General features: G+C 33.5%; 22 protein-coding genes. 15 read left to right on the top strand and 7 right to left on the bottom strand.

What is annotated here, in order from left to right; genetic code table 11:
- Positions 1-67 precede the first annotated feature (67 nt).
- The 5 genes from OH814_RS07995 to murI all read left to right on the top strand — a co-directional run bounded on the left by OH814_RS07995 (position 68) and on the right by murI (position 5,777).
- Positions 68-1,135, top strand: a complete 1,068-nt coding sequence (locus tag OH814_RS07995) for an RluA family pseudouridine synthase (RefSeq protein ID WP_115620356.1) — start codon at positions 68-70, stop codon at positions 1,133-1,135.
- 51 nt (positions 1,136-1,186) lie between these two features.
- Positions 1,187-2,137: a PorP/SprF family type IX secretion system membrane protein gene (locus OH814_RS07990; protein WP_076557714.1), complete on the top strand. Its 951-nt coding sequence runs from the start codon at positions 1,187-1,189 to the stop codon at positions 2,135-2,137.
- A gap of 101 nt (positions 2,138-2,238) precedes the next feature.
- Positions 2,239-3,717, top strand: coding sequence for a rhomboid family intramembrane serine protease (locus OH814_RS07985; protein WP_123886121.1), 1,479 nt, complete (start codon positions 2,239-2,241; stop codon positions 3,715-3,717).
- A complete protein-coding gene (gene hemW / locus OH814_RS07980; protein ID WP_123886120.1) occupies positions 3,714-4,838 on the top strand; it encodes a radical SAM family heme chaperone HemW in 1,125 nt (374 codons plus the stop codon). The genes OH814_RS07985 and hemW overlap by 4 nt, the downstream gene beginning before the upstream one ends.
- Positions 4,839-4,946: 108 nt before the next feature.
- Positions 4,947-5,777 carry a glutamate racemase gene (murI, locus tag OH814_RS07975; RefSeq protein ID WP_076557718.1) on the top strand — a complete coding sequence of 277 codons (831 nt, stop codon included), beginning with the start codon at positions 4,947-4,949 and terminating at the stop codon, positions 5,775-5,777.
- Between the two features lie 31 nt (positions 5,778-5,808).
- Here murI and OH814_RS07970 read toward each other — a convergent pair whose 3' ends face one another.
- The 4 genes from OH814_RS07970 to OH814_RS07955 form a co-directional block, all read right to left on the bottom strand.
- Positions 5,809-6,408, bottom strand: a complete 600-nt coding sequence (locus tag OH814_RS07970) for an RsmD family RNA methyltransferase (RefSeq protein ID WP_076557719.1) — start codon at positions 6,406-6,408, stop codon at positions 5,809-5,811.
- Between the two features lie 72 nt (positions 6,409-6,480).
- Positions 6,481-7,197 (bottom strand): DUF3822 family protein, encoded by a 717-nt coding sequence (locus tag OH814_RS07965; protein ID WP_076557721.1) that lies wholly within the window; start codon positions 7,195-7,197, stop codon positions 6,481-6,483.
- Between the two features lie 18 nt (positions 7,198-7,215).
- Entirely contained in the window at positions 7,216-7,710 is a 495-nt protein-coding gene (locus tag OH814_RS07960) for a Smr/MutS family protein (protein WP_308827816.1), read from the bottom strand.
- Between the two features lie 70 nt (positions 7,711-7,780).
- Positions 7,781-8,278 (bottom strand): metallophosphoesterase, encoded by a 498-nt coding sequence (locus OH814_RS07955; RefSeq protein ID WP_115620349.1) that lies wholly within the window; start codon positions 8,276-8,278, stop codon positions 7,781-7,783.
- A gap of 80 nt (positions 8,279-8,358) precedes the next feature.
- Here OH814_RS07955 and OH814_RS07950 point away from each other — a divergent pair, with 80 nt between their 5' ends.
- On the top strand, positions 8,359-9,900 hold the full coding sequence (locus tag OH814_RS07950; RefSeq protein ID WP_308827815.1) for a serine hydrolase: 1,542 nt from the start codon (positions 8,359-8,361) through the stop codon (positions 9,898-9,900).
- A gap of 176 nt (positions 9,901-10,076) precedes the next feature.
- On the opposite strand, the gene OH814_RS07945 is transcribed toward OH814_RS07950, so the two are convergent.
- A complete protein-coding gene (locus OH814_RS07945) occupies positions 10,077-10,553 on the bottom strand; it encodes a histidine phosphatase family protein (protein ID WP_076557729.1) in 477 nt (158 codons plus the stop codon).
- A 115-nt stretch (positions 10,554-10,668) separates the two neighbouring features.
- Between OH814_RS07945 and ruvX the strand changes: the two genes are divergently transcribed.
- The 7 genes from ruvX (at position 10,669) to OH814_RS07910 (ending at position 16,076) form a co-directional block, all read left to right on the top strand.
- Entirely contained in the window at positions 10,669-11,085 is a 417-nt protein-coding gene (gene ruvX / locus OH814_RS07940) for a Holliday junction resolvase RuvX (protein WP_076557732.1), read from the top strand.
- Positions 11,082-11,654: a peptide deformylase gene (def, locus tag OH814_RS07935; RefSeq protein ID WP_076557734.1), complete on the top strand. Its 573-nt coding sequence runs from the start codon at positions 11,082-11,084 to the stop codon at positions 11,652-11,654. The genes ruvX and def overlap by 4 nt, the downstream gene beginning before the upstream one ends.
- Before the next feature lie 67 nt (positions 11,655-11,721).
- A complete protein-coding gene (locus tag OH814_RS07930) occupies positions 11,722-12,285 on the top strand; it encodes a DUF5606 domain-containing protein (RefSeq protein ID WP_076557737.1) in 564 nt (187 codons plus the stop codon).
- A gap of 245 nt (positions 12,286-12,530) precedes the next feature.
- Complete coding sequence (mazG, locus tag OH814_RS07925) at positions 12,531-13,298, top strand: nucleoside triphosphate pyrophosphohydrolase (RefSeq protein ID WP_308827814.1); 768 nt, start codon at positions 12,531-12,533, stop codon at positions 13,296-13,298.
- A complete protein-coding gene (locus OH814_RS07920; RefSeq protein WP_308827813.1) occupies positions 13,299-14,378 on the top strand; it encodes an FUSC family protein in 1,080 nt (359 codons plus the stop codon).
- Between the two features lie 4 nt (positions 14,379-14,382).
- Positions 14,383-15,252, top strand: a complete 870-nt coding sequence (locus OH814_RS07915) for a hypothetical protein (RefSeq protein ID WP_308827812.1) — start codon at positions 14,383-14,385, stop codon at positions 15,250-15,252.
- Between the two features lie 41 nt (positions 15,253-15,293).
- Positions 15,294-16,076, top strand: coding sequence for a hypothetical protein (locus OH814_RS07910; protein ID WP_308827811.1), 783 nt, complete (start codon positions 15,294-15,296; stop codon positions 16,074-16,076).
- A 76-nt stretch (positions 16,077-16,152) separates the two neighbouring features.
- On the opposite strand, the gene OH814_RS07905 is transcribed toward OH814_RS07910, so the two are convergent.
- Positions 16,153-19,866, bottom strand: coding sequence for a metallophosphoesterase (locus tag OH814_RS07905; RefSeq protein WP_308827810.1), 3,714 nt, complete (start codon positions 19,864-19,866; stop codon positions 16,153-16,155).
- 26 nt (positions 19,867-19,892) lie between these two features.
- On the opposite strand from OH814_RS07905, the gene OH814_RS07900 reads away from it, so the two are divergent.
- Both OH814_RS07900 and OH814_RS07895 read left to right on the top strand, forming a co-directional pair.
- Positions 19,893-21,065 (top strand): Pycsar system effector family protein, encoded by a 1,173-nt coding sequence (locus OH814_RS07900; protein WP_115620340.1) that lies wholly within the window; start codon positions 19,893-19,895, stop codon positions 21,063-21,065.
- Between the two features lie 19 nt (positions 21,066-21,084).
- Positions 21,085-21,999 carry a bestrophin family ion channel gene (locus OH814_RS07895; protein ID WP_308827809.1) on the top strand — a complete coding sequence of 305 codons (915 nt, stop codon included), beginning with the start codon at positions 21,085-21,087 and terminating at the stop codon, positions 21,997-21,999.
- Between the two features lies 1 nt (position 22,000).
- Here OH814_RS07895 and OH814_RS07890 read toward each other — a convergent pair whose 3' ends face one another.
- Positions 22,001-24,304 (bottom strand): GAF domain-containing protein, encoded by a 2,304-nt coding sequence (locus OH814_RS07890; RefSeq protein ID WP_308827808.1) that lies wholly within the window; start codon positions 24,302-24,304, stop codon positions 22,001-22,003.
- Positions 24,305-24,476 lie beyond the last annotated feature (172 nt).

Here is a 24,476-nt window from a genome sequence, read left to right as displayed (position 1 = left end):
TTTTTAATTTAAAATAAAAAAAGGCTTCAACTTTAATTATGTTGAAGCCTTTTATATAGATAAAGCAATGACAGAAGATAACGAGGATTTTTTAGACGAAGAATTTTTAGATGCCAATAACAGTGTTGACATTGATGATGAAAATAAAGGTCTGTACGAGCATCTTAATATTACGGTTGATGGTAACCAGGAACCTTTAAGAATAGATAAATTTTTATTTAATTTCAGACAAAATTCTTCCAGAAATAAAATTTCGCAGACTTGCCGTGCCGGAAATGTCGTAGTTAACGGAAATCCTGTAAAGCAGAATTATAGAGTAAAACCAGGAGATCAGATTTCTGTTTTACTTACTCATCCGCCCCGTGAAAACTTCATTGTTCCGCAGGATATTCCTATTAATATTGTATACGAAGATGACGATTTGGTTGTTGTAGACAAAGAACCGGGAATGGTGGTACATCCTGGATTTGGAAACTGGGACAAAACCTTGGTAAATGCTTTAGCCTTTCATTTTCAGAAAAATGGACAGAAATCAGATTTAGACAGAGTAGGTTTGGTTCACAGAATCGATAAAGATACATCTGGACTTTTGGTAATTGCCAAAAATGAATATGCATTGAGCTTCCTTGCCAAGCAATTTTTCGAAAGAAAAACCAAGCGTCTGTATTGGGCATTTGTCTGGGGAAATGTGAAGGACGATGAAGGTACCATTACGGGGCACATCGGGAGGCATCCCAAAAATAGAATGCAGATGTACACATATGTTGACGGAAGCCAGGGAAAGCACGCCGTTACACATTATAAAGTTTTAGAACGTTTCAAATATATGACCTGGGTAGAATGTAAACTTGAAACAGGAAGAACGCATCAGATCCGAGCACATTTCAAACATATCGGTCATACTTTGTTTAATGACGAAAGATATGAAGGGAATATCGCCTTGAGAGGAGTGAATCTTCCTAAGTATAAGCACTTTATAAAAAATGTTTTCGATGTTTTACCAAGACATGCTCTTCATGCACACACTTTAGGATTTATACATCCAACTTCCAAAACGGAATTGTATTTTGAGAGCCCAATGCCTCAAGATATGGCGGATGCTGTAAAAAAATGGAGAAATTATTTAGAAAACTAAAAATATATTGAGATTTTTTTTATATTTGTTGAATTGAAATCAAGATTTGTTATGAGAAAACTATATGCTATCGTATGTTTAGCTCTTTTGTCGAATGCATACAAAGCACAAGAATCACTACCATACTATCAACAATATCTTTTGGATGGTGAGTTCCTGTTCAACCCTGCTCAATACGGTAAAACAGACTACGTACAGCTTAACCTAAACTATCAACAACAATTTTCAAAATTTAGCGAGTCTCCCAACGTACAGTCTGTGGGGATCAATGCTAATATTTTTGACAGAGTAGGAGCGGGTCTTTCCGTTTTTAGAGATAGTAATGGACCTATTTCAGCTGGAGGTATTACTGCAGGTGCATCTTATTTTATCCCACTTAGCAGTGAAGGAGAGAGAAAAGATCAGTTTTCTTTTGGTACAAGTGTTAATTTTTATAATATGAATTTTGATTATTCTAAAATTAATACTGAAGACGGTTACGACCCATTGTTGCAAGGTAATGAAAGTAATATCTTTATGGCATATGCAAACTTCGGTTTAGCAGCTACGTATAGAGGAATTTTCGGGGGTGTTTCGGTAAACGATATTGCATTAAGCAATGACGAATCTATCGTAAACAACTACGAGCCTTCACCAATCAAGTTTTTCTTAAACTTAGGATACGATTGGAATATCGCAGACAATATTGCAATATCTCCATCAGTTTTGGTTAACTTAAATACCAATTCTACAAGAATGACAGACTTCAACCTGATGGCTACATTCTCTAATGACATCAATGCATTCTCTTTTGGGGTAAGCTACAGAGCGGTTCAAAACAGATTTGATAATCAGGAATTAAGTGTTTCACCTATCGTAAAAGTAAGATTCAATAAATTTATGATTGGTGCTACATACAATCTTGGAATGTCTGATATCCAGACGTATGGAGGAAACAGCTTTATGCTGGGTCTTGGTTATAACTTCGATAACTTTATTAATCATAGAGGATTTAGATATTAATCAATTTAATTTGATATTAATCATTGGGTTTTTGTAATCCGATAATAAGTTTTATAGCACCAATTCAAATAGAATTGGTGCTATCTCTTTAAATACAAAAGATGAAAAACTACTTTAAGAAAGTTAAAAGTATTTTGCCTGCTTTATTATTGGCAATTCTAATATCAACTCTGATATGTTTTTTTCTTAGATATATTATAGAATTAAAGTTAGAGATAGATATAAAGATTATTACTTGGGAATTTATTATTCCATTTTTTATTTCTGTCTTTTCAGTAATCTTAATACGGAAGAAATTTTTAGTATTGCAGTTTAAAAATAAAGAAAAAGATAATTTTATATATATATTGATATCATGGATTTTAATTCTCTTTTTAATGATAATTTCCCAGAATTTTTTCACTAAGCATTTTTATAAGAGTATTAATATTAAGGAAGTATCAGAAATTAAATTTGATCGTAGTATTTCTAATTATAAAATTAATAAATTATATGTTGATGAGAGCCAAGGTAAAGGTGATTTTCAAACAAAAATAGTTGGTAGAAATGGAGACAAGCTACAAATGCAAATTTTCTTTATCGCTCCTATTTTTAAAGATTCTGGTTCGGTTAAAAATATTTCTAAAGTCTGGTATTCTGAAATTAAAGATTCAACAATCAGTTATAGTTTATCAAATCAAAAAAAAGAGGCTGCATCGAAAAAGTTTATTCAAAATACTCTTCATTATTTCACAAAAAAGGATTTTTCCAAAGAACATAATTTTGAAAAGCTCTTCGAATCTGATGAAAAAGAAACTTTTGATAAGTTAATTGGTAATCATGACAAGTCTGCACTTATTTTAAAACCTGTTATAAATAAGTCTAAAAATGCAAACTCTTTTTTGTATTTATATTTAAAAATTTTGGGAGGTGGATTGCTCATCATGCTTTTTTCTTTAATTTTTATACCTTATAAAGAAGTAGAATATAAAAAGAAAAATGATGAGTTTTTATCAATTTTGAATTTTCTGATTCCCAAAAAAGGAAGCTATTTTTTACCTACCATAATTAATTTGAATATTATTTATTATGTAGTCTTAGGACTGTTGCAGGTAGACATATTTTATCCTAGAACAGAAGATTTAGTTCTTTACGGCGCAGTAAGTAGTGAGAAAATAGGTCAAGGAGAAATTTGGCGATTTTTAAGTGGAATGTTTATGCATGGCAGTTTACCGCATATTGTTTACAATATGTTTACGTTGGCTATAGCTGCAATCTTTACTAAAGAAATTTTTGGAGAAAAAAGATTGGCTGTTATATATTTTATTTCAGGTTTTTTATCAACTATAGCAACATTATATTTTCATAATAATTATGTGGGATTGGGAGCTTCTGGTGCAATATTTGGAATTATCGGGGCATTGTTTGGTGCAGGGATAATTGACGGTTTCAAAGAAAATAAGTCTGTTATATTTATTACATTTGGATATCTGTTATTAAATTTACTTTTTGGATTAATTACAAATTCAGATAATATTGCGCATATTTCTGGTTTTTTATTTGGAGCTTTATTATCTTGGTTGTTTTTAAAAAATAAATGATTTACATTCACATCCCTTTCTGCAAACAGAAATGCAGCTATTGCAATTTTCATTTTTCCACTTCTTTGAATTTTAAAGATGAAATGTTGGATGCGATGAAAAAGGAAATTTTCCTTAGAAAAGACGAGCTTCAGAATAAAAATTTAAAGTCTCTCTATTTTGGTGGCGGAACTCCTTCTGTACTTTCGGCAGATGAAATAAAGTCTTTAATTGATGAAGTTTTAAAATATTTCAGTTTTAATAATGATATCGAGATTACTCTGGAAGCCAATCCTGATGATTTAAATTCTCAATTTCTAAAAGGATTAGCAAATTCTCCTGTTAATCGTTTGTCTATCGGAACGCAAAGTTTTTTTGATGAAGATCTGAAACTGATGAATCGTGCACATAATGCCTCCGAAGCAGAAGGTTCTATTAAAAGAGCGCAGGATTTTGGCTTTGAAAATTTGAGTGTCGATTTAATTTACGGTTCGCCAACTTCCAATCTGGAAATCTGGAAGGAAAATTTAAATAAAACCATTGCACTTGAAATTCCACATATTTCGTCTTATGCTTTAACGGTTGAGCCAAAAACAGCTTTAGAAAACTGGATTTTGAAAGGAAAAGTTTCAAATCCCAAAGAAGAAGAGCAGAATCGTGAGTTTTATTACATGATTGATTTTCTGAAAGATCATGGTTTTAATCATTATGAAGTCTCCAATTTTGCAAAAGAAGGATTTTATTCAAGACACAATTCTGCATACTGGAAATATCAGGAATATTTGGGAATTGGCCCTTCCGCACATTCTTACAACGGAAATGATGTACGAAGCTGGAACGTAGCCAATAATCAACAATACATCAAAAAATTAAATTCAAATATTTTAGCCAAAGAAACCGAAATTCTTTCACAGCAAGATCAGTTCAATGAGATGATTATGATTGGTTTAAGGACGATTTGGGGTGTAGATTTAACAAGTTTAAATCAAAAATTTTTACCTAATATCTTAGATAAATTTAATAAAGAAATTCAGCATAAAATAGAGGAAGGAATTTTAAAAATTGAAAATAATCACCTTAAAATTCCTGAAAAACATTGGTTTATGGCAGACGGAATTGCTTCTGATTTATTTATTATCTAGGCTGAAAGTCAGAAGCTAGAAGATGGAAGGCTTGTTTGTGAAAAACTTCCAACATCCGTCTTCCAACATCCGACAATTTCACTATTTTTGTACCAAATTTCACATCGTTTGAAAACTAAAAAACAAGATTATTCGCATCTTTCGCCAAAGCAGCCTATCGGTATTTTTGATAGTGGAGTGGGAGGTTTGACGGTTGCCAAAGAAATAAAAAGACTTCTTCCCCATGAAGATCTTATTTATTTTGGGGATACTAAGCATCTTCCTTACGGTGAAAAATCAAAAGAAGCGATTATAGAATATTCTACGAAAATTTCTAATTTCCTTTTAGAACAAAACTGCAAAGCGATTGTAATTGCCTGTAATACGGCTACGGCAAATGCATTGCAGGATGTTATGAATTCAGTTGCAGGGAAAGTTCCTGTGATTGACGTTATCAATCCTGTTGCCGAAAAAGTGGCGTACGAAATTCATAATAATGTTGGGGTTATCGCAACGAAAGCAACGGTGAATTCGGGTTTGTATAAGAAGAGCATCCGTAAACATAATAAGTTTATTAAAGTGGATGAACTGGCGACTCCGCTTTTGGTTCCTGCGATTGAAGAAGGTTTCAAAAATCATCCGATTACGCATTCTATCATTTACAATTATCTGAGTAATGCCAAATTGAAAAATATTGAAACATTGATTCTCGGCTGTACCCACTATCCGCTTTTGATCGATGAGATCAAGCAATATTACGGAAACCGCGTTCGTGTAATTGATTCTCCAAATATTGTAGCCAATCATTTGACGATTATTTTAGATAAATATCATCTTTTGAATGATAATAATCCAAAGCCGAATTACAAATTTTACCTTTCGGATATTACCAAAAATTTCGAAAAAATCTCCAAGAAATTCTTTGGTAAGACGATCGATTTAGAATTGAAAGTATTATAAAACGAAAAAAGACTCATGATGAGTCTTTTTTTTATTCTGCAATGTCGCTATTTTCAGCTTGTGTCTCGATTTCAGTTTCCTGATAAGGTTCGTAAAAACTGAAGCTCACATTCCCGTATTTTCTGGTGAATTTATAATTCGGATGATCAAGCTTTAATCTGCTTTGATGTTCAACAATTAAAATTCCGTTAGGCTTCAGATATTTATTTTTTAGAACCAAAGAAAGCAATTCGTGATACTTTTTTTCCTCAGTTTCAAAAGGCGCATCAGCAAAAACGATTTCGTAAGATTTATTATTCCTGAACTTTTTAAGCCAGTCAAACACATCACCTCTTTGCGTATTTACCTGCAGGCTCATATCTAATTCTGAAGCGGTAGCATTAATAAAAGACGTATGTTTCGGGTTCATTTCAACCGAAGTCACATCCTGGCAACCTCTTGACGCAAATTCAAAAGTAATGGAGCCAATTCCTGCAAAAAGATCAAGAACGGAAATCGACTGCATATCGTAAGTGTTCTCCAAAATGCTGAAAAGGGCTTCTTTAGCAAAATCGGTGGTTGGTCTTACATCAAAGTTTTTGGGAGCTGCTATTTTTTTTGCTTTCCATTTACCGGCAATTATTCTGTACATTTTTTGTTAGATTTTAGATGATAGGTGAAAGGTAGCAGTAGAAACTAAATCCTAAAAACTGCATCCTGTAACCTAATTAAGGATAAAATTCTTGTTCGGAACATTATCATAGACAACTTTCAGATTTTTTACAAACTTCTGAAGTTCTGAAATGAATGTTTCATTCTCTGTGGTTTCACCATACACATAAAAATAGGTTTCGTTTATTCCAAAACCGATTTTACTTAACGTAAACATCACAAAATAAAGAAAGTCTACTTCCGAATTGACATCCAAGTTATTATAAAGGATGATTTTTTTATTTGAAATCGCAAAAAACTCACATTGGTTATGATAAAGATTGATGTGAATTTCTTTATTATTCTTATTGTTGATCGAATTTAAAAATTTCTCTCCCGAAAAATTAAATTTTACCGGAACTGAAAGATCTTTTATTTTATTATAAAATTCTTTCGGAAAAGTATAATAAAACTGTAGCTTAAACTTTTTGTTTACAGAAAGCATCAGTTCTTCATTTTCTTTGTCAACAGGCGCATTGAAGGCAATAAGATCATATCCCGAATCGTGATCTTCAAAACCTTCAGGCATTAAAGTAAAATGATTCAGTGCAGAAACTACAGAAATTTCGTCATATCTCTGTTTTAGCAATGCATCTTCCAGCTTTGCTGAAATAAAATTCTTTGGCGATTCTTCGTTTACGAAATAAGACTTTTCCTCCAAAACACTTTTGTTTTTGATGATTTGGTAGATCAACCCGTCTTTGGTAAAAAGTAAATTTAGTACGTTCATATTACAATTGTTGCAAATTTAGTGAAATTCTACCATTACCGCACCCGATTGATGATGAAGTATTTCTTTATTGTAAAAATCAAGATTGGGCTGGCTTTCAAGTACGTCCCAAACCAAATTTTGAAGTACACCATCGCCAATGCCGTGGACAATTTCAAGTCTTTTTAAATGATTTTTGCGGCAAAAATTAATGATTTGAATTAATTTTTCCTTTTGCAGAAACAGTCTTTCAAAACTGTCATAATCATGCGGATTCTTTACCAGATTCTGAAAATGTAAATCAAGAATTAATGGACTTTTATCATGCTTTTTAGAAATTACTTTTCTGGGTTCAGTTTTTTTTATGATTTTAATATTTTCATAAATTTCAGCGTCTTTCGGAACCAGCTTTTCTTTCGGATATTGATAGGTAAAACCATATTCGTCTTTAAAAACCACAATATTTCCATTCACCGAAGTAATCACTCCGCTTAAATCTTCATCCACTACCGAAACTTTATTGCCAATTTTCATAATTATCTTTCATCGCAAGGAACGAAGCAATCTTTTATTTTTTTAATTTTAACTAACTAACTAACTAACTCTAAACCTTTGGACCCAACTCAATAATCGCCAGATCCTTTATTTCTTCACCATCAATTACAAACTGCATCATCGTTCTCATTTTATGCCAACCTTGTTTTCCGCAAGCTCCCGGATTTAGATGCAGCAATTTATATTTATCATCATACATTGCCTTTAAAATATGAGAATGCCCAGAAATAAATAATTTCGGAGCTTTTTCTGAAATTTCTTTTTTGGCTAAAGGAGTATATTTTCCGGGATAACCACCAATATGAATCATTAAAACTTCTACATTTTCACAAAAAAAACGGTTTACTTCAGGAAATTCAGAGCGGATTTTTGCCCCGTCGATATTTCCGTAAACTCCTTTTAAAGGCTTTATTTTCTCGAGTTGCTCAATAATCTCAAAGCTTCCAAAATCTCCACAATGCCAGATTTCATCAGCTTGTTTTGCATAATCTAAAATTCGATCATCAATATAGGAATGAGAATCGGAGAGGAGTAAAATTTTGGTCATTGTTTAACGTAAACTTTTTTTGAGATTTCAAATTTACTTAATTATACTGAATTGTTTAAATTTGAGAAAATTTTAAAATAATGAAGCACAACTTCTCTTTATTCTTTCTTTTAGTTTCTTTCATCTCTTTTGCACAGGTTGAAGAAAAAAAATTAGACGAACTTATTCAAAATACTTTAAAAACCTTCGATGTTCCGGGGATGTCGGTCGGTGTCATCAAAGACGGAAAAATAATTTATTCAAAAGGTTTTGGGCTACGTTCGTTAACAACAAAACAACCAATGGATGACAATACTTTGGTGGGAATTGCATCCAATTCTAAAGCTTTTACATGTACTGCTTTGGCGATTTTAGCAGATGAAGGAAAACTAAATTGGGATGATAAAGTTTCAAAATATATTCCTGAATTTCAAATGTACGATCCGTACGTCTCTCAAAATGTAACGATCAAGGATTTGGTGACTCACAGAGCCGGTTTAGGTTTGGGACAGGGTGATTTGATGTTTTTTCCGGAAGGCGGAAATCTTACGGTGAATGATATTATACATAATGTAAGGTATTTAAAACCTGAAAACCCTTTCCGTACAACTTTAGATTACAATAATATCATGTTTATTGTTGCCGGAGAAGTGATTCACCGAGTTTCAGGATTAAGTTGGGCCGATTTTATCGAACAAAAAATCATGAAACCGGTTGGCATGACTTCAAGTTTCGGAAGTTACAACAGAGCAAAAACAGTTGCTAATAAAATTGATGCTCATGCTCCTGTTGATGGAAAGGCCATTGCCGTTCCTCATGATTGGAACGAGACAGGAAATGCCGCTGGCGGAATTATGAGTAACATTAAAGATATGACGACTTGGGCAGAATTTCTTCTGAATAATTTCACTACTAAAGATGGTAAAAAATTAGTTTCAGATAAAAACGTTCAGCAGCTTTGGAGTTTGCAGATTCCTGATAAAGTTGCAATGAAAAATCCTTACGATACGAGCTTTTACGGATATGGTTTAGGTTGGTTTTTAAGTGATGTGAAAGGTCATAAACAAGTACAGCATACCGGCGGATTGATTGGAACGGTAACTCAGTTTACTTTGATTCCGGACATGAAATTGGGAATTGTAGTTTTAACGAATCAGCAATCCGGAGTAGCTTTCAACACGATTACAAACACGGTGAAAGATTCTTATTTAGGAATTGCCGACAGAAACTGGCTGAAAAACTATGCCGATAGAATACAGAAGGTAGAAGCAGAATATAATAAACAGAAAAAAGAAGCTTTCGCAAAATCTGATGCTTTCAAAAAAGATAAAAACCTACATCCAAAAGCAGAACAGTTTGTCGGAAGATATAATGATCAATGGTTTGGCGATGTGGAAATTGCTCAGCAGGGGAATACTTACAGAATTTCTTGTAAAAACTCTCCAAGACTGAAAGGTGAATTGCTTCCTTTTTCAAATAATACCTTTATTATCAAATGGGATGACAGAAGTTATGATGCCGATGCATACATTATTTTCAGTTATGATGAAACCGGAAAAGCAGAATCTGCAAAAATGAAAGCAATTTCAGATATTACAGATTTCAGTTTTGATTTTGATGATCTTGATTTGAGAAGAAAGTAATGGTTTTTAAGAATTAAAATAGTGATTTTTTATCAATAGAAACGGGCTTTAGCCCGTTTTTCTGTTTCTAAAATTAAATGGGCTTTAGCTGAAACTTAAGCTCATATTTTCAAACCCTCCTCGTCAAAAATTCTTTCGCCCTTCCAAAGGATGAAATTTTACGTGTTTATGATTAATTAAATTTTCCCGGGTTCGTAAAAGAAAAGTAGTTTCTTATCGGCTCCATCAAACTGTGCCCAAGAATCACATTCAATTTGAAATCCTGCAACACCACAAGTCGGGAAATGAAAAATATCCTCAGAAATAGAATTGGCAAAGTTGGAAATACCATTATTGTGTGAGAAAAACGCAACCGAATTCACATCATTATTTAAATCATAGATGACCGACTGAAAATTATTTTCAGAAGGATTATATAGTTTTTCGTCTGTTACAAAAGTTGAATTATAGGTTTGATTAAAAATTTTGCAGGTAGCCAAAGCTCTTACTGCAGGGCTGGAAACAAAATAATCTATTACGATATCATTATTTTTTAAAAATTTAGACATCTTTAAAGCATCCAGCAAACCTTTATCTGCCAAAGGTCTGTCGAAGTCGCTGGTTTCTTCGGGCCAGTCACTTTTTGCATGTCTTACGAGGATAAGTTTCTTCATTGTATTGAGTTTGAGTAAGATAAAATTAAACAAAAATTAACGTATAAAAAACATGATTTATAAAAAAAACTGTGTTAGGAATAAAATGAGTAAAATTTCTTAAATTTGCAGACTTATGGGACAGATCATTGCTATAGACTACGGTAAAGCCCGTTGTGGCGTTGCAGCAACCGACGATATGAAGATTATTGCAAGTGGTCTTGATACTGTGGAAACACGTTTTCTGATGGATTTTTTAAAAAAATATACCGTTGAGAATAGTGTGGAAGCAATTGTGGTAGGTCTTCCTGTAGACTTGAAGGGTAATATTTCAGAAGTAGAAACAGATATTTTAGGGTTTATAGAAAACTTTAAAAAAGAATTTCCGCAGATTGAAGTTCATCGTCTTGATGAAAGATTTACCTCAAAAATGGCTTCGTTTTTTATTTCGCAAAGCGGAAAAAGTAAAAAGCAGAGACAACAAAAAGGATTAATAGATAAAGTAAGTGCAACCATCATATTGCAGAATTTTTTAGAACAAAAAACAAGATGATTTTACCAATAAGAGCTTTTGGAGATCCTGTTTTAAGAAAAACGGGAAAAGAGATAGACAAAAATTATCCGGATCTGCAGGAATTGATCGATAATATGTTTGAAACGATGTACAGTGCAAACGGTATCGGTTTGGCTGCACCGCAGATCGGTTTAGATATAAGAATATTTATCGTAGACGTGACGCCTTTGGCTGAAGATGAAGATTACGAAGATATTGCCGAAGAGCTGAAAGACTTTAAAAAAGTCTTCATCAATGCTCAAATTCTTGAAGAATCTGGCGAAGAATGGAAGTTTAACGAAGGCTGTCTTTCTATTCCTGATGTAAGAGAAGATGTGAAAAGAAAAAGCACAATTCTGATTGAATATTATGACGAAAATTTTGTAAAGCATACCGAAACTTTTTCCGATATTAGAGCCCGCGTAATTCAGCACGAATATGATCATATTGAAGGAACTCTTTTCACTGATCACTTAAGTGCCTTGAAGAAAAAGCTGGTAAAAGGAAAACTTACAAAAATCACTCAAGGAGAAGTATCTATAAGCTACAAAATGAGATTTCCAAAATAATTTAAACTAAGAAATATATTATTATAAAAAGCGTTATAGCTTTTACTGAAATTAAAAAAATAAAATTATGCTGTTAGAAAAAATAATTTCAATCTCTGGGAAACCAGGTCTTTACAAATTGGTGTCGCAGTTGAAAAACGGATTCATCATTGAAGAAGTTACTACCAAAAAGAAAGTGAGTATCGGTAATTCTAGTCAGGTAAGCTTGCTAGATAATATCGCAATGTTTACTTTTGATAAAGAGGTTCCTTTGTTTGAGGTTTTTGAAAATATTGCTAAAAACTACGATTACAAAGAGACGATCAGTCACAAATCTTCAGAAGCTGAATTGGCTGAGTTTATGGTTGCATCTCTTCCAAACTACGATACAGAAAGAGTTTACAATTCTGATATTAAGAAATTGGCTCAGTGGTACAATATCCTTCACAAAGCTGGATACATCACTCCTGAAAGCTTTGTAAAAGCAGAACCGGAAACTGTAGAAGGTGAAAGCGCTGAAGGTGATATCACTGCTGACAAAGCGGCTCCGAAAAAAGCGGCTCCAAAAGCAGATAAGCCTGCAACTCCAAAAGTAAAAGCAAGTACAGGAGCTAAAGCAGCTACGAAAAGTACACACAGAAAAATGGGATAATTTAGTTTATCTTTATTAATACAAAACCTTGTCAGCAATGATGAGGTTTTTTTGTTAGAATTAATAATTTGCAAAATTTCTTCTTCCCCAACCCTAAAGGGAGGAAGAAATTTATATTTCAACGGAGTGCATACAAATCAATTTACTCCTTTTAGGGTCGGGGAAATAAATTGATTTTTATTTTGAATAGACAGTAAAGAAGCTTTATTATAATTAAATTTGTAAGACTTTTGAATTTTTAAATTATGAATACCAGACAGGAAAAACTCGAAGCTTTCGGAAGACTTTTAGATATTATGGATGATCTTCGTGAAAAATGTCCGTGGGATCAGAAACAGACACTTCAAACGCTTCGTCATCTGACGTTAGAAGAAACATACGAACTTTCTGATGCGCTTTTGCAGGAAGATTTAACCGAAATTAAAAAAGAGCTCGGCGATGTACTTCTGCATCTGGTTTTTTACGCTAAAATAGGATCAGAAAAAGAAAGCTTTGATATCGCTGATGTCATCAATTCGTTAAACGAAAAACTCATTTTCCGCCATCCACATATTTATGGCGATACCGAAGTGAAGGATGAAGAAGAAGTAAAGCAGAATTGGGAAAAACTGAAGCTGAAAGAAGGCAATAAATCTATTTTGGGCGGCGTTCCCAAAGGTTTACCAAGTATGGTGAAAGCCTACAGAATTCAGGACAAAGTAAAAGGAATTGGCTTTGAATTTCCTGATGCTGAAGATGCCTGGAAAAAAGTAGATGAAGAAATCAATGAGTTTCATGCAGAAACAGATTCAAATAAAAAAGAACAGGAATTGGGAGATGTATTTTTTTCATTGATTAATTATGCAAGAATTTCAGGTCTAAACCCTGATTCGGCTTTAGAAAGAACCAATCTGAAATTTATTTCAAGATTTCAGAAAATGGAACAGCTTGCAGCTGAGGCAAATTTAAAATTAGCTGATATAACTTTGGAAGAAATGGATGTTCTCTGGGAAAAAGCAAAACGTTTTGAATAAATGAAAGTCGAACATCCTGTCAGAAACCGGTTTCAATATCTTATTGAAATGAAGAAAACCGAGCGAAAATGGCATTTCCCGTTTCTTGCTGCATTGTGCATTGGTATTCCGCTTTTGTTAGGCTGGTTTTCCGGAAAACCAAATTACGGAAGTCTTTCGAGTTTGGGAGCGTTGACGATATTGTATTTTACTACAGCACCAATCAGTCAGCGAATGATTCATTTGGCGGTTTGTGCTTTCGGAATTATATTTTCCTTTACGATCAGTCTTTTTTTTAGTTTTAATATTTATACAGCGGCATTATCTGTCGGGATTGTCTCTTTTCTGTCACATTTTATCACTTCTTATTTTAAAATTCCACCACCTGGAAATTTTTTCTTTATTATGTTGGCGGCGATGGCAAGTACGTATCAGTTTGATTTGGAAATGATTCCTTTAAGAGTTGGTTTGGTCACAATGGGAGCAATTTTATCTTGTTCATTGGCTTTTCTTTATTCAGTTTTTGTTGAAAAAAGTGAAGTGGTCAATGTTCCAAGAAGAGTTTTTAAGAAGAAAAGATATACGAAATTTGTTGAAAGTACAATTATAGGCTTAATTATGATGCTGACTTTAATTGTCGGTCATCTTTTAAAATTTCAAAATACATATTGGATCTCCATTTCTACCGTTGCTATTATTCAAGGACGAAATTTTGAACATGTGCGTCAGAGAAATATGCACCGTATTTTCGGAACTTTCATTGGTTTGGGTTTAGCATGGCTGATTCTGCTTTTTGATCCCGAAAAAATTGTAATGATAGGAATTATTGTAGTTTTACAATTCGTAGTTGAATTGATGATTGTAAGAAACTATGGTTTTGCCGTTATCTTTATTACGCCGCTTACCTTACTTTTAATAGAAGTAGGAAGTACCGTTCATCATGAGGTTGAAAATCTGATGCAGGCAAGATTGCTCGACACCATTATCGGAAGTCTGATGGGATTGGCTGCGGGTTTTTTTCTGCATCACCAGCAAATCATCAATCAATTGGAGAAAAATATCAGATATTCTTTTTTTCAGTTTAAAAAATTAAAAAAATAAAACTATGCGCATTCTCGTTGTATTTGCTTTTATGTTAATGAGCTGCAATCCGAAAGCTCAGGATTCAGTAACAAAATCGCAGGAAGATTTGAAAACAGAATTTTCACTACCCAAAAAACTGAAAGAAGTTTCAGGAATTGCCCTTTCTCAAGATCAGAAAACCATTTGGGCGATTGAAGATGCAGGAAATAAAAATGTAGTTTATGGGCTCAACCGACAAGGTGAGTTGGTTACTGATGTGCTTGTAGAAAATGTAGAAAATAACGATTGGGAAGATATTACAAAAGATGCAGCCGGAAATATTTACATTGGAGATTTTGGAAATAATGAGAACGACAGACAAAATCTTTCCATCTTAAAATTAGATTTAAAAAATGATTCTCAGAAATCTACAAAGGTCATTCAGACGACTAAATTTCATTATGAAGGACAGACTGAATTTCCTCCCAAAAAATCTAATTTGCTGTACGATTGCGAAGCTTTTGTAGAGAAAGACGGAAGTTTTTATTTGTTTACAAAGAACAGAAGCAAAGGTTTTGACGGAAAATTTCTTGTTTTCCAGATTCCAAATAAAGAAGGCGACTTTGAAGCAAAATTAGTCGGAAAACTGAAGCTTGAAGGAGGTTACAGTGATGCTGCCATAACATCGGCTGCAATTAATTCCAAAAATGAAATTGTGCTTTTAACGCATAAAAATATTCACGTACTTTCAGGGTTTACGGCAAATGATTTTAATTCAGCTAAAATTCAGAAAGTGCCTTTAAATCACAATTCACAAAAAGAAGCTGTGGTTTTTGTTGATGATAAAACCTTGCTGATTGCTGATGAAAAGGATAAAAAAGAAGGTGGAAATGTGTATAAATTTAGTTTGTAATTTTTAAATAAAAACTATTTTTGTAGGCTTTAAAATTAACCATGAAAAAACTTTTTTATTTTTTATTCGTTTTAGGAATAATTTCTTGTAGTACAAATTCGAATGATATGCTGGAGAATCAGCAACTTTCAACAGATTTAGAACCAAATAAAGCATTTGTGCATTACATTGAGTTTCCTAAATTGGCATCACTTCAGCCATCGTGGTATTATACCTTTAATTATCAAAATGGGAAACTAGTCAGAATGACTGGTAAATTCGTAAAGTCAGAAAACATATGGTTACCGGATAGTTTTTATCCAGACTCATTTACTACTTTGTCATATAATAATAATCAAACAGAAGTAAAATATTCAAATGATACTTATCCTACTATTGTTTATACAATGGAAAATGATAAACCCAAAAAAGCCGAATTATACAATCAGTTTAATGAATTAATTACGGTTAAAAATTTTACTTATGAATCTGGGAAAATAAAAGTATATTCTAAAACTTATACTTTTGAAACATATTATACGTATTTTTTTGACTCAAATAATAACTTAATCAAAAGTGAAAAGTTAGAGAAAGCTGGTGGGTTAGATAAAACCTTAACTACGACAACGTATTCAAATTTTGATAATTCTAAAAATCCTTTTAAAAAACTCTATTTATTAAATGATAACTTTTACGAAAAGAGTCTATCAAGTAATAATTATAGAAAAACAAATTATATAATTCAGAACTTAGAAAATCCTCAATCTTTACCTGGGAATGGAAATAATGAATGGACGTATCAGTATGATTCAGATGGTCAGGTCAAACTTTATCACCCGTTATAAAAACAAAATCCGCAGAAATTCTCTGCGGATTTTGTTTATGATAAATTTAAGCTAGCATACTAAAATAAAATTTCTTTTAGAAGCTCAAACCAACACCACCAGAAATTCTGCCGCCATCTTCACCGGTAAAGTAATCGATTCTTGCGGAAAAAGTTTCGAGAATATTCATCCAAAATCCGCCACCGACTCCTTGATGCCATTTGTCTGATTGTTCATTATCAACCCACACTCTTCCTACGTCATAGCCTACTAAAATTCCCATATTCACAGGAACGATATTGTTTTTCACACGGCCAAAATCCCAACGGATCTCAGAATTGTTTACAAAATATGATTTCCCTGCAAATCTTTCGTTTCTGTAAGCGCGCATTGCATTGTTTCCACCGATGGCTGCAGCCTGATAAAACTCAAAATTATTATTGTTGATAATCATTGCATTGGAAGAGTTGGCAAAAACAAATTTTCCTTGTTTATCGATTCTGCGAAACAGGTTTAAAGTTCCTTTAAAAGATGCAAAATTTTGATTGAATTCTGAAAGATTGGCTTTCCAGCCTGCATTTAAAATCATTTCTAAACCTAAAGTTGGGAAAGCGTTATTATCAAAGTTCTTAAAACTGAAGGTATAATTAGCTCCCGCAAATTGTTGCCCGTTAAAAACTTCACGATTAACTTCCGGAGAAGCAGCGATAAAACGATCTTCATTGAACTGTACTTGTGAATGCTCAAAATTCAACTGGAACTGATGTTTCAGATTCAGCCAGCTTGTTTTTGAGATGGAAGGAGCAAATTTAAACTGAGAAATTCGTACTCTGTTGAAATCTTTACTCACTTCATCTTTTTCATACACCGTTTCATTGCCCAAACCAAAGAAAGTCCTCGCAAAAAATGGAGTCGTGTAGGTTGCATCAATTCCGGCATCCCATCCTGCGATTGCTTTTTTGAAGATTCCTTTATAACCAACATTAAATCCACCTGTTAAAGTATAATAATTGGCACTTAAACTATGTTTCTGAGTAAAGCGGTCACGAATAAAATTGTTGACTGTATAATTGGCTACAATTCCCAAAATCACACCATCATCAGGATTATAATTGGCCATAGGATAACCCGCAAAGAAGTTGTATTTCGGATGCTTCCAGTTGTATGTATTGGTGTCGTAATCATCACTGATGTGTTTTGCAGCTCCTTTGGTTTCGTACGTGTTTTTCTGAGATTTAAAATCATAGATCTTTACGTTTCTTCCATTGGATACACTGTAAACATCATGATTATAACCACCAATTAGACGGATGTTTGTTTTAGATTTTCCGTCACCTGATACTTCATAGATATCATCATCATCCAATCCGTAGATCCAAAGTTCTTTTGTCTTTTTTCCGTCGTAAGATTTTTCAAAAACCAATTCTTCAGTTTTATCTTTATTAATTTTAAACTGTTTTACATCAACAGAATTTTCATTCTTTACGATTACAAATTTGTCTTTGTCTAAAGTTCCCACCAACGGAACTTTTTCCTGCAGGATGTGATAGTATTCAACTGCATTATCTTCGATTTTTTCTTTTCTTAGTTTCAGTTTTCTCTGTATATCGGCAATTGTTTCATCCTGAACTTCTTTCGGAAGGTTTTTAAAAGCAACATCAATATCTGCATCTGTAAGGTGTGTCTGGATGTATTTTGCCTGCTCGCTCCAGTTTTGCTCGGTAGAACCTTTCAAGAAAATCAAATCTAAAGGATAAGGCTCCATATTCACCCAACGCACATTTTTTATTTCATCTTTAAAAGATTTCATGTGACGAATCATCGGGATGTTCATAATAAAAGTAAATGCAGCGCCATCATAATTACTGAAAGCCTGATCTCTGTCTCTTGGGATCGGTTTGTAAATGACCTTATTTCCTGTTTTATATTCTGCCCATTTCCATTGATCTTCATGTCTGTCCCAATCGCCGATCAGCATATCAAAAATCCTTGCTCTGATGTATAAATCCTGATCAACAGAATATTTGCTGTCCTTCCGCATGTTTTTCAAAACATCCGACGTAGAAACAATATCTGAAGCATTATCAAGCGACTGCAAAGTTTTAGGATCAGAAGAAAAACGTTCTTCAATCATGTATAGTTCATCACCATAATTTTTGTTGTAGCGACCCAAAGATTTTTGTTTCGGGATATAATATAATTCTGGATTGCTGTGAAAAATACCCAGCTTATCGATCATATTGTTTACGGCAAACCCGGTGAAAGGATGATTGGTCGTGTAAAAATCGAGTAAGAATCTTTCAGGGAAAGTATTATTTAATTCGTTTCCGAAATCGTTTTTCTTAAAAGCTTGTGCGTTCAGAAAGCGGACAGCACTTTTTTGTACTCCGCGCATTACAAACTCTTGCCCGTCATTGGTTTTCAGACGGAGACTGTTCGACTGATTTCCGCCACCTTCTCTGAAAGGAGAATAACCGGGATTCATATCCGAAAGATCTTTCGTTTTTGCTTCGATTGGAAGAGCATAATATTTTCGGTAATGATCTCCCCAAAGCCAACGGTAAATTTTCCCTTTTTTAGTCAGTTTATCAGCATAAATAGTTGTGGTGTATGTTGCAGGAAGCGAACTTGGGAAATTATTTTCAAATACTTTAGGCTGAGGAATTACTGAAATCTGTGTTAGTTTTTTGAGCTCATTATTTTTTGTTGAAAAATATTCTACATCGGAACTCAAATCTTTTCTGAGATTTAAAACAGCAAAACCACTTCCGCCGTAAGAAAAATCAGTTTTATTGACAATCGTGGCAGGATCTGTTTTTGAACCGGCTCCGCTGATGATTTGTCTGATATTATTGTCTGCATGATACTGCAGATTATGATCATGCCCCGAAACGAAAATTACATTTTCTTTATCCTGAACAATACTTTTAATTCTGTTGGCAAAATCTGCATAATGGCTGTTGTTGATGTCTTCCATGCTCGCTCCGGAAGTACTCCTCAATGTCGTAAGTACAGTGGCAACTCCCGGAATAGGAACTTTTCCGTTAAATGCTGAAAGATGAGATTTTGCAGAATTAAATCCGGCATGAACGCCAGAACTGATTACCGGATGATGAAGCGCAACAATAATTCTTTTATCCTGATTTTTTGTAATTAAATCTTTGAATTCTGTATAAAGATCGTCTCTGGTTTTGATTTCACAACCTTTGTTGATTCCTGGATATTTGTCCCAATTAATTAATGCCCATTCAGAATCGATGATGATCAGCTTAATGTCTTTCGTTAAATTAATATCATCAATCGGACATGAATTTTTAGGCAAAAAAGATTTTTTATCGTTCAGATACGCTTTCACGAACTCTTCCTGTGCTTTTAAACCATCCAAGCCGTGATACCAATCATGATTTCCGGGAATAACTAAAGTTTTACCTTTAAAATTTTTGGTTATTGCCAGCTGGTTTTCCATTTTTTCTTTTGCAAGAGGATAGCCTTTGTCGCTTTCTTTAGGCATTCCTAAAGGATAAATGTTGTCACCTAAAAATATCAGCATCGAGTTGCTGTTGGCAGAATCTATTTTGTTTTTAAGAAAATTCAATGTTTGCTGCGCCTGAATTTCTTCTGCATTTCCGGCATCACCAACAAGAAAAATCTGAAAATCATTATCTTTTTTTACTTCAGATTGTGGCACCTCATGTAAGTTTTTACCCTTTTTTACGTTGTAGGTAGCACAAGATAAAAGAAGCCCTGAAAGCAGAAACATTTTTGCTGCCGGCGATGTTTTTTTTAAATAAGATTTAAAGGATAAATTCATACATTTACATTAAGAAAAATTCTGTGATGAGCATCTTAGACAAAGCTAAAAATTATGTTGAAAACTTATTCAAAGATAAGTTATCTTCTGTATATTTTTATCATAATTTTATTCATACCACATACGCTGTTCAGAAAGCAGATGAAATCATAAAGCACACCAATTTACCTGAAGTCGACAGAGAAAAAGTGTTGCTTGCATTGTGGTTTCATGATGTAGGTTTTACCGATTGTAATGCTGAAGGTCACGAGCAAAGAAGTTCTGTTATTATGAAAGATTTTCTTAAGAAAGATAATTTTTCTGACGAGTATATTGATGAAGTTTCCAGGCTTATTCTTTCTACCGAAAAACATCATCAGCCTGAGGGTCTTTTAGAAATGATCATGAAAGATGCAGACTTCAGTCATTTTGCAAGTCCGTTTTATAATGATTCTGCAGAAGCTTTGCGTAAAGAATGGGAACTAACGGGAGGAATGTGTTTTTCAAATGATGAATGGAATGAGATGAATGTAGATTTTCTTAAAAACAAGCACCGGTATTTTACAGATTATGCTAAAGAAAACTGGGAGCCGCTTAAACTGAAAAATGTAAAAAAATTGGAAAAGAAGATTGATAAAGAAGAGAAACCCAAAAAAGAAAATTCAGATTCAAAAAAGGATAAAGACCAAAAATCAGATAGAAGTGTAGATACGCTCTTCAGAGTGACATTGAATAATCATACAAGATTAAGCGATATTGCAGACAGCAAAGCCAATATTTTACTTTCAGTAAATGCGATTATTATTTCGGTATGTTTGTCTGTATTGGTTCCAAAATTGGATGCACCCAAAAACACCCATCTTATCATCCCAACTTTTTTCTTGTTGATATCGAGTGTACTGACCATTATTTTCGCCATTCTTTCTACAAAACCCAATGTGACGAAAACTACTTTTACCGATCAGGATATCAAAGACCGTAAAGTAAATCTCTTGTTTTTCGGAAATTTTCATCAAATGGAATTTAATCATTATCTGAATTCTATGCATGATCTCATCAAAGACAGAGATTATATCTACGATTCTATGGTGAAAGATCTCTATTACCTCGGGAAAGTTTTAGACAGAAAATACAAACTTCTTTCGATTACGTATAAGATTTTTATGGCAGGAATTGTGATTTCCGTACTGTCTTTCGCATACGCATTTCTTTCGCTTTAATTAAAAAACTGTATAAAACATGATTGTAAGACAGCGTACACACTGGCTGAAAATGTTATTTATATGGAAAGGCTCTGTACTAAAGAAAATACTTGCCCAGCTTTTCATTATTACTATTTTTTCTGTTGCGGTCTATTATTTTAATGGGAAGATTTACGATTACAAAGTAAAGCTCAATCCTACTGTTTTTACATTGATAGGTTTGGCTTTAGCTATTTTCATGGGCTTTTGCAATACCGCAAGTTATGACCGATTCTGGGAAGGAAGAAAACTTTGGGGTTTACTGGTCATTGAAACCCGATCTTTAACCCGACAGATTCTATCTTTTATACCGAATGTTTCAAAGGAAGAAAAACAAGAAATTGTAAAGCTTATTTCTGCATTTTGCTGGTCTTTAAATTATCAATTAAGAGATAAAACTGAAACAAAACCTATTCAACATTTACTTTCTGAAGAGCAGTTTCGTCAGATTCAGGGTAAGAAATTTATTCCTAATATTATTTTGGGCTTTATTTCAGATTGGCTGAATGAGCAAAATAAAAAAGGAAATATAGATACGATTGTTTTGACTTCTATGAATCATCAGCTGAATCAGTTTTCTAATATTTCCGGGGGTTGTGAGAGAATTTACAATACGCCGCTTCCATTTGCTTACAGTGTTTTGCTGCATCGTACCGTTTATTTATACTGTTTTTGGCTGCCTTTCGGATTGCTCGACAGCTTAGATTGGATGATGCCGTTGATTGTTTTGCTGATCAGCTATACTTTTATTGCTTTAGACGCAATTATTCAGGAAATTGGTGAGCCTTTTGGTGAGGAAGAAAATGATTTGGCGCTAAACAGTATTTGCAGAACGATTGAATTTTCTATTTTTGAGCAGGCAGAAATTCCGCAAGGAGAACTAAAAAAGCCTGATTCCTATTTTGTAGATTGATCTAAGCTAAAGAAACTCTCATGGCAAGCAACCCTGTAATTCCCTGTAGATCTTCAACTCTTAAAAGTTCAACATCAGATTTTAAAATATTTTGTTTTTGAAGTCTGTTGATGTATTGTAAATATTCACGTTGATTTTCCAATCCGAAATAGACGATGGTAATTTTTCCGGGACAGGTAATTCTTTCGGTAGAATCTTTGATATGGGCTTTTTCCAGTCTTTTTTTGATGATCTCAAAATTAGAATTAAATGCGCCGTCAACGTCAAAACGTTTCTCATCCATTCGGAAACGGATGTCTACTTTTTCATTGTACACAAAAATAAGTGAAGCAATATCGAGCGGAACCGGAAGATCTTTTTTGAACAATCCGAACTCATGTTCCATCTTACAAAGTGTTTCCAGCTGCCAATATCTCAACTCGTGAACGACTTTCAGAGAATAAGGTAATTCTGGTGCGATACTGGGGCCAATATACAGATTGTGCTCAACACCATCCGACTTAAACCTTTCAAAGTAATGCGGGAAAATTTCCTGAGCAGCCACTTGTTTCTGGTCTAAAATATCAGCCAGTTTACGGTTGAGAAGCGTAATAGAATCATCTAAATTTTTTCTGTTGGCATAAAAAAGATCATTCTGTGTAAAAACCTGACTGAGATAATTTTTGATTTTATCTTTGATATTTTCATCACTTTTCACTTCAAGCTGACCTTGCAGGTAAGGGTGAATTTCGTCCCGTAAAAGTCTTTGGAAACGCTGTTCTGTATCTGCTTTTATTTCATTATTCAGTTCGTTTTCAAAAACATCCAATGCCAACGAATATTTTTCAGCTTCTAATGAATTTAGGATTATCATGACTTCATGAAGTCCGTCTATTTGCTGATTAAGATCTTCCAGCATCAGATTAAAACGCTTGTCTGATGAAGAACGAATGTCTGAAAAACTAAACAATGGAGTGAGATTTTTAAATGAAATCTCTTTTAAAGTATATATTTTTTTTGCCAAATAAGCATTGAAGTAACGTTCTGCTTCACTTCTGAATTTCCAGATGACGCTGTCATGAATCGTTGTATATTCACGCTGAATAATAGCTTCAATCTGATTATTCCTTTCATAAGAAAACCTGCTTAGCGAGAAAATAATCATGTCGGCAACAAACTCGAGTTTTTTGAGTTTTAAGCCATTCAAACTATTGGCTATCGGCGAAGTAAACTCCATCATTGCTAATAATTCATTGTCTTTCATAATAGGAATGACCATGAAGCTATTGATGTTATTGTCTTTTAAAATACTGAAAGAAGGCAGTTTCTTAATCTCATCATCAAGCTTATCAACGTTCGAAACCACGACAGGTTTTGAATTGTAACTGATGTTTTCAAAAGCCGTTTTCCTTACTTCTTCGTCAAATGTGTTGATCCAAAAATCGAGAAGATAATTGGTGAAAACGTTTTCATAAATAGGCAATTTTTCGAGCCTTTTGTTTTTTGTATTAAACAGCATCAACCCAAAATTGAGATCGGGAACATCAAAATAAGACTTAAATATTTCCTTTAAATTCTCATCAGGTGAAGGATTTTCGAGATCAATTTTAATCATGCTCGACTTCAGATCAGATAATGCCACTTCCGAAGTACAATCGATGAGAGAGATAATGCTGAAACCCTTTAAAATCCATGATTCCGGCTGAAAGTATTTTTTCCAAAGCTGTATATCATCTAAATTTTCAAGCAGGATATCCAAAACATCATCGGGCGGAATCTTAGTCCCTTCAGCTGGATAAACATCACTAAAATCTGAGTTAACTGTAATTTTATAATGCTTCATAATTCCCTGTTTATCGGGAATGTCATAATAAAACGGTATGGTAACTTTAATATCTTTTTTAAGGTAAGTCTGCAAAATCAGGCAACAGCAAAAGACGTAATATTCGTCATCGCTGATGTCTCTGAACTCGATTTCAAAATCTTTTCCGGCGTCATTTAAAATATTCTGAAATCTTTCGGTATAATTGAACGTAAGATTGGTGAGCGGAATTCCTGCGGCTTTTATTTCATTTCTCGTCAAACCGGTAGGGAAGAGGTCTGCCAACAAAAGTCTGATGAGGTCTTTGTGTTTTTCAAACACCGAAAGATCCTGAAAACCATCTCTTAATTCTTTAAAATTTTTAGTTTTCTCAATTAAAGATTCTGCATAATTGGCTCGATATTCTAACCGATCGTTATACCGAATGTGCTCCAACACATCCAAATATTTTTTGAACGATATAAAAACCTGAAACGGACTTTCTTTCTTGTAAAGATTTGCCAAAATGTAAGAAAAATTGTGGAGGTAAAGGTATGAAAACTATGAGGGAATTGGGTGTTATTGGTGTTTAAATTTGTATAAAAGACCGGCTTTTTTGTTGTGATAGATATTTTTATGGTTGTGTTGATAATCTTATAAAGTTTTTGTTTCCATATACAAAATAGGATTTTTTTAA

Origin of the sequence: Chryseobacterium sp. CFS15 (assembly GCF_031118795.1) — a bacterium.
Lineage (GTDB): Bacteria > Bacteroidota > Bacteroidia > Flavobacteriales > Weeksellaceae > Chryseobacterium > Chryseobacterium indoltheticum.
Note: the sequence above shows the minus strand (reverse complement) of the source record. Positions and strands in the feature narration are given on the sequence as shown.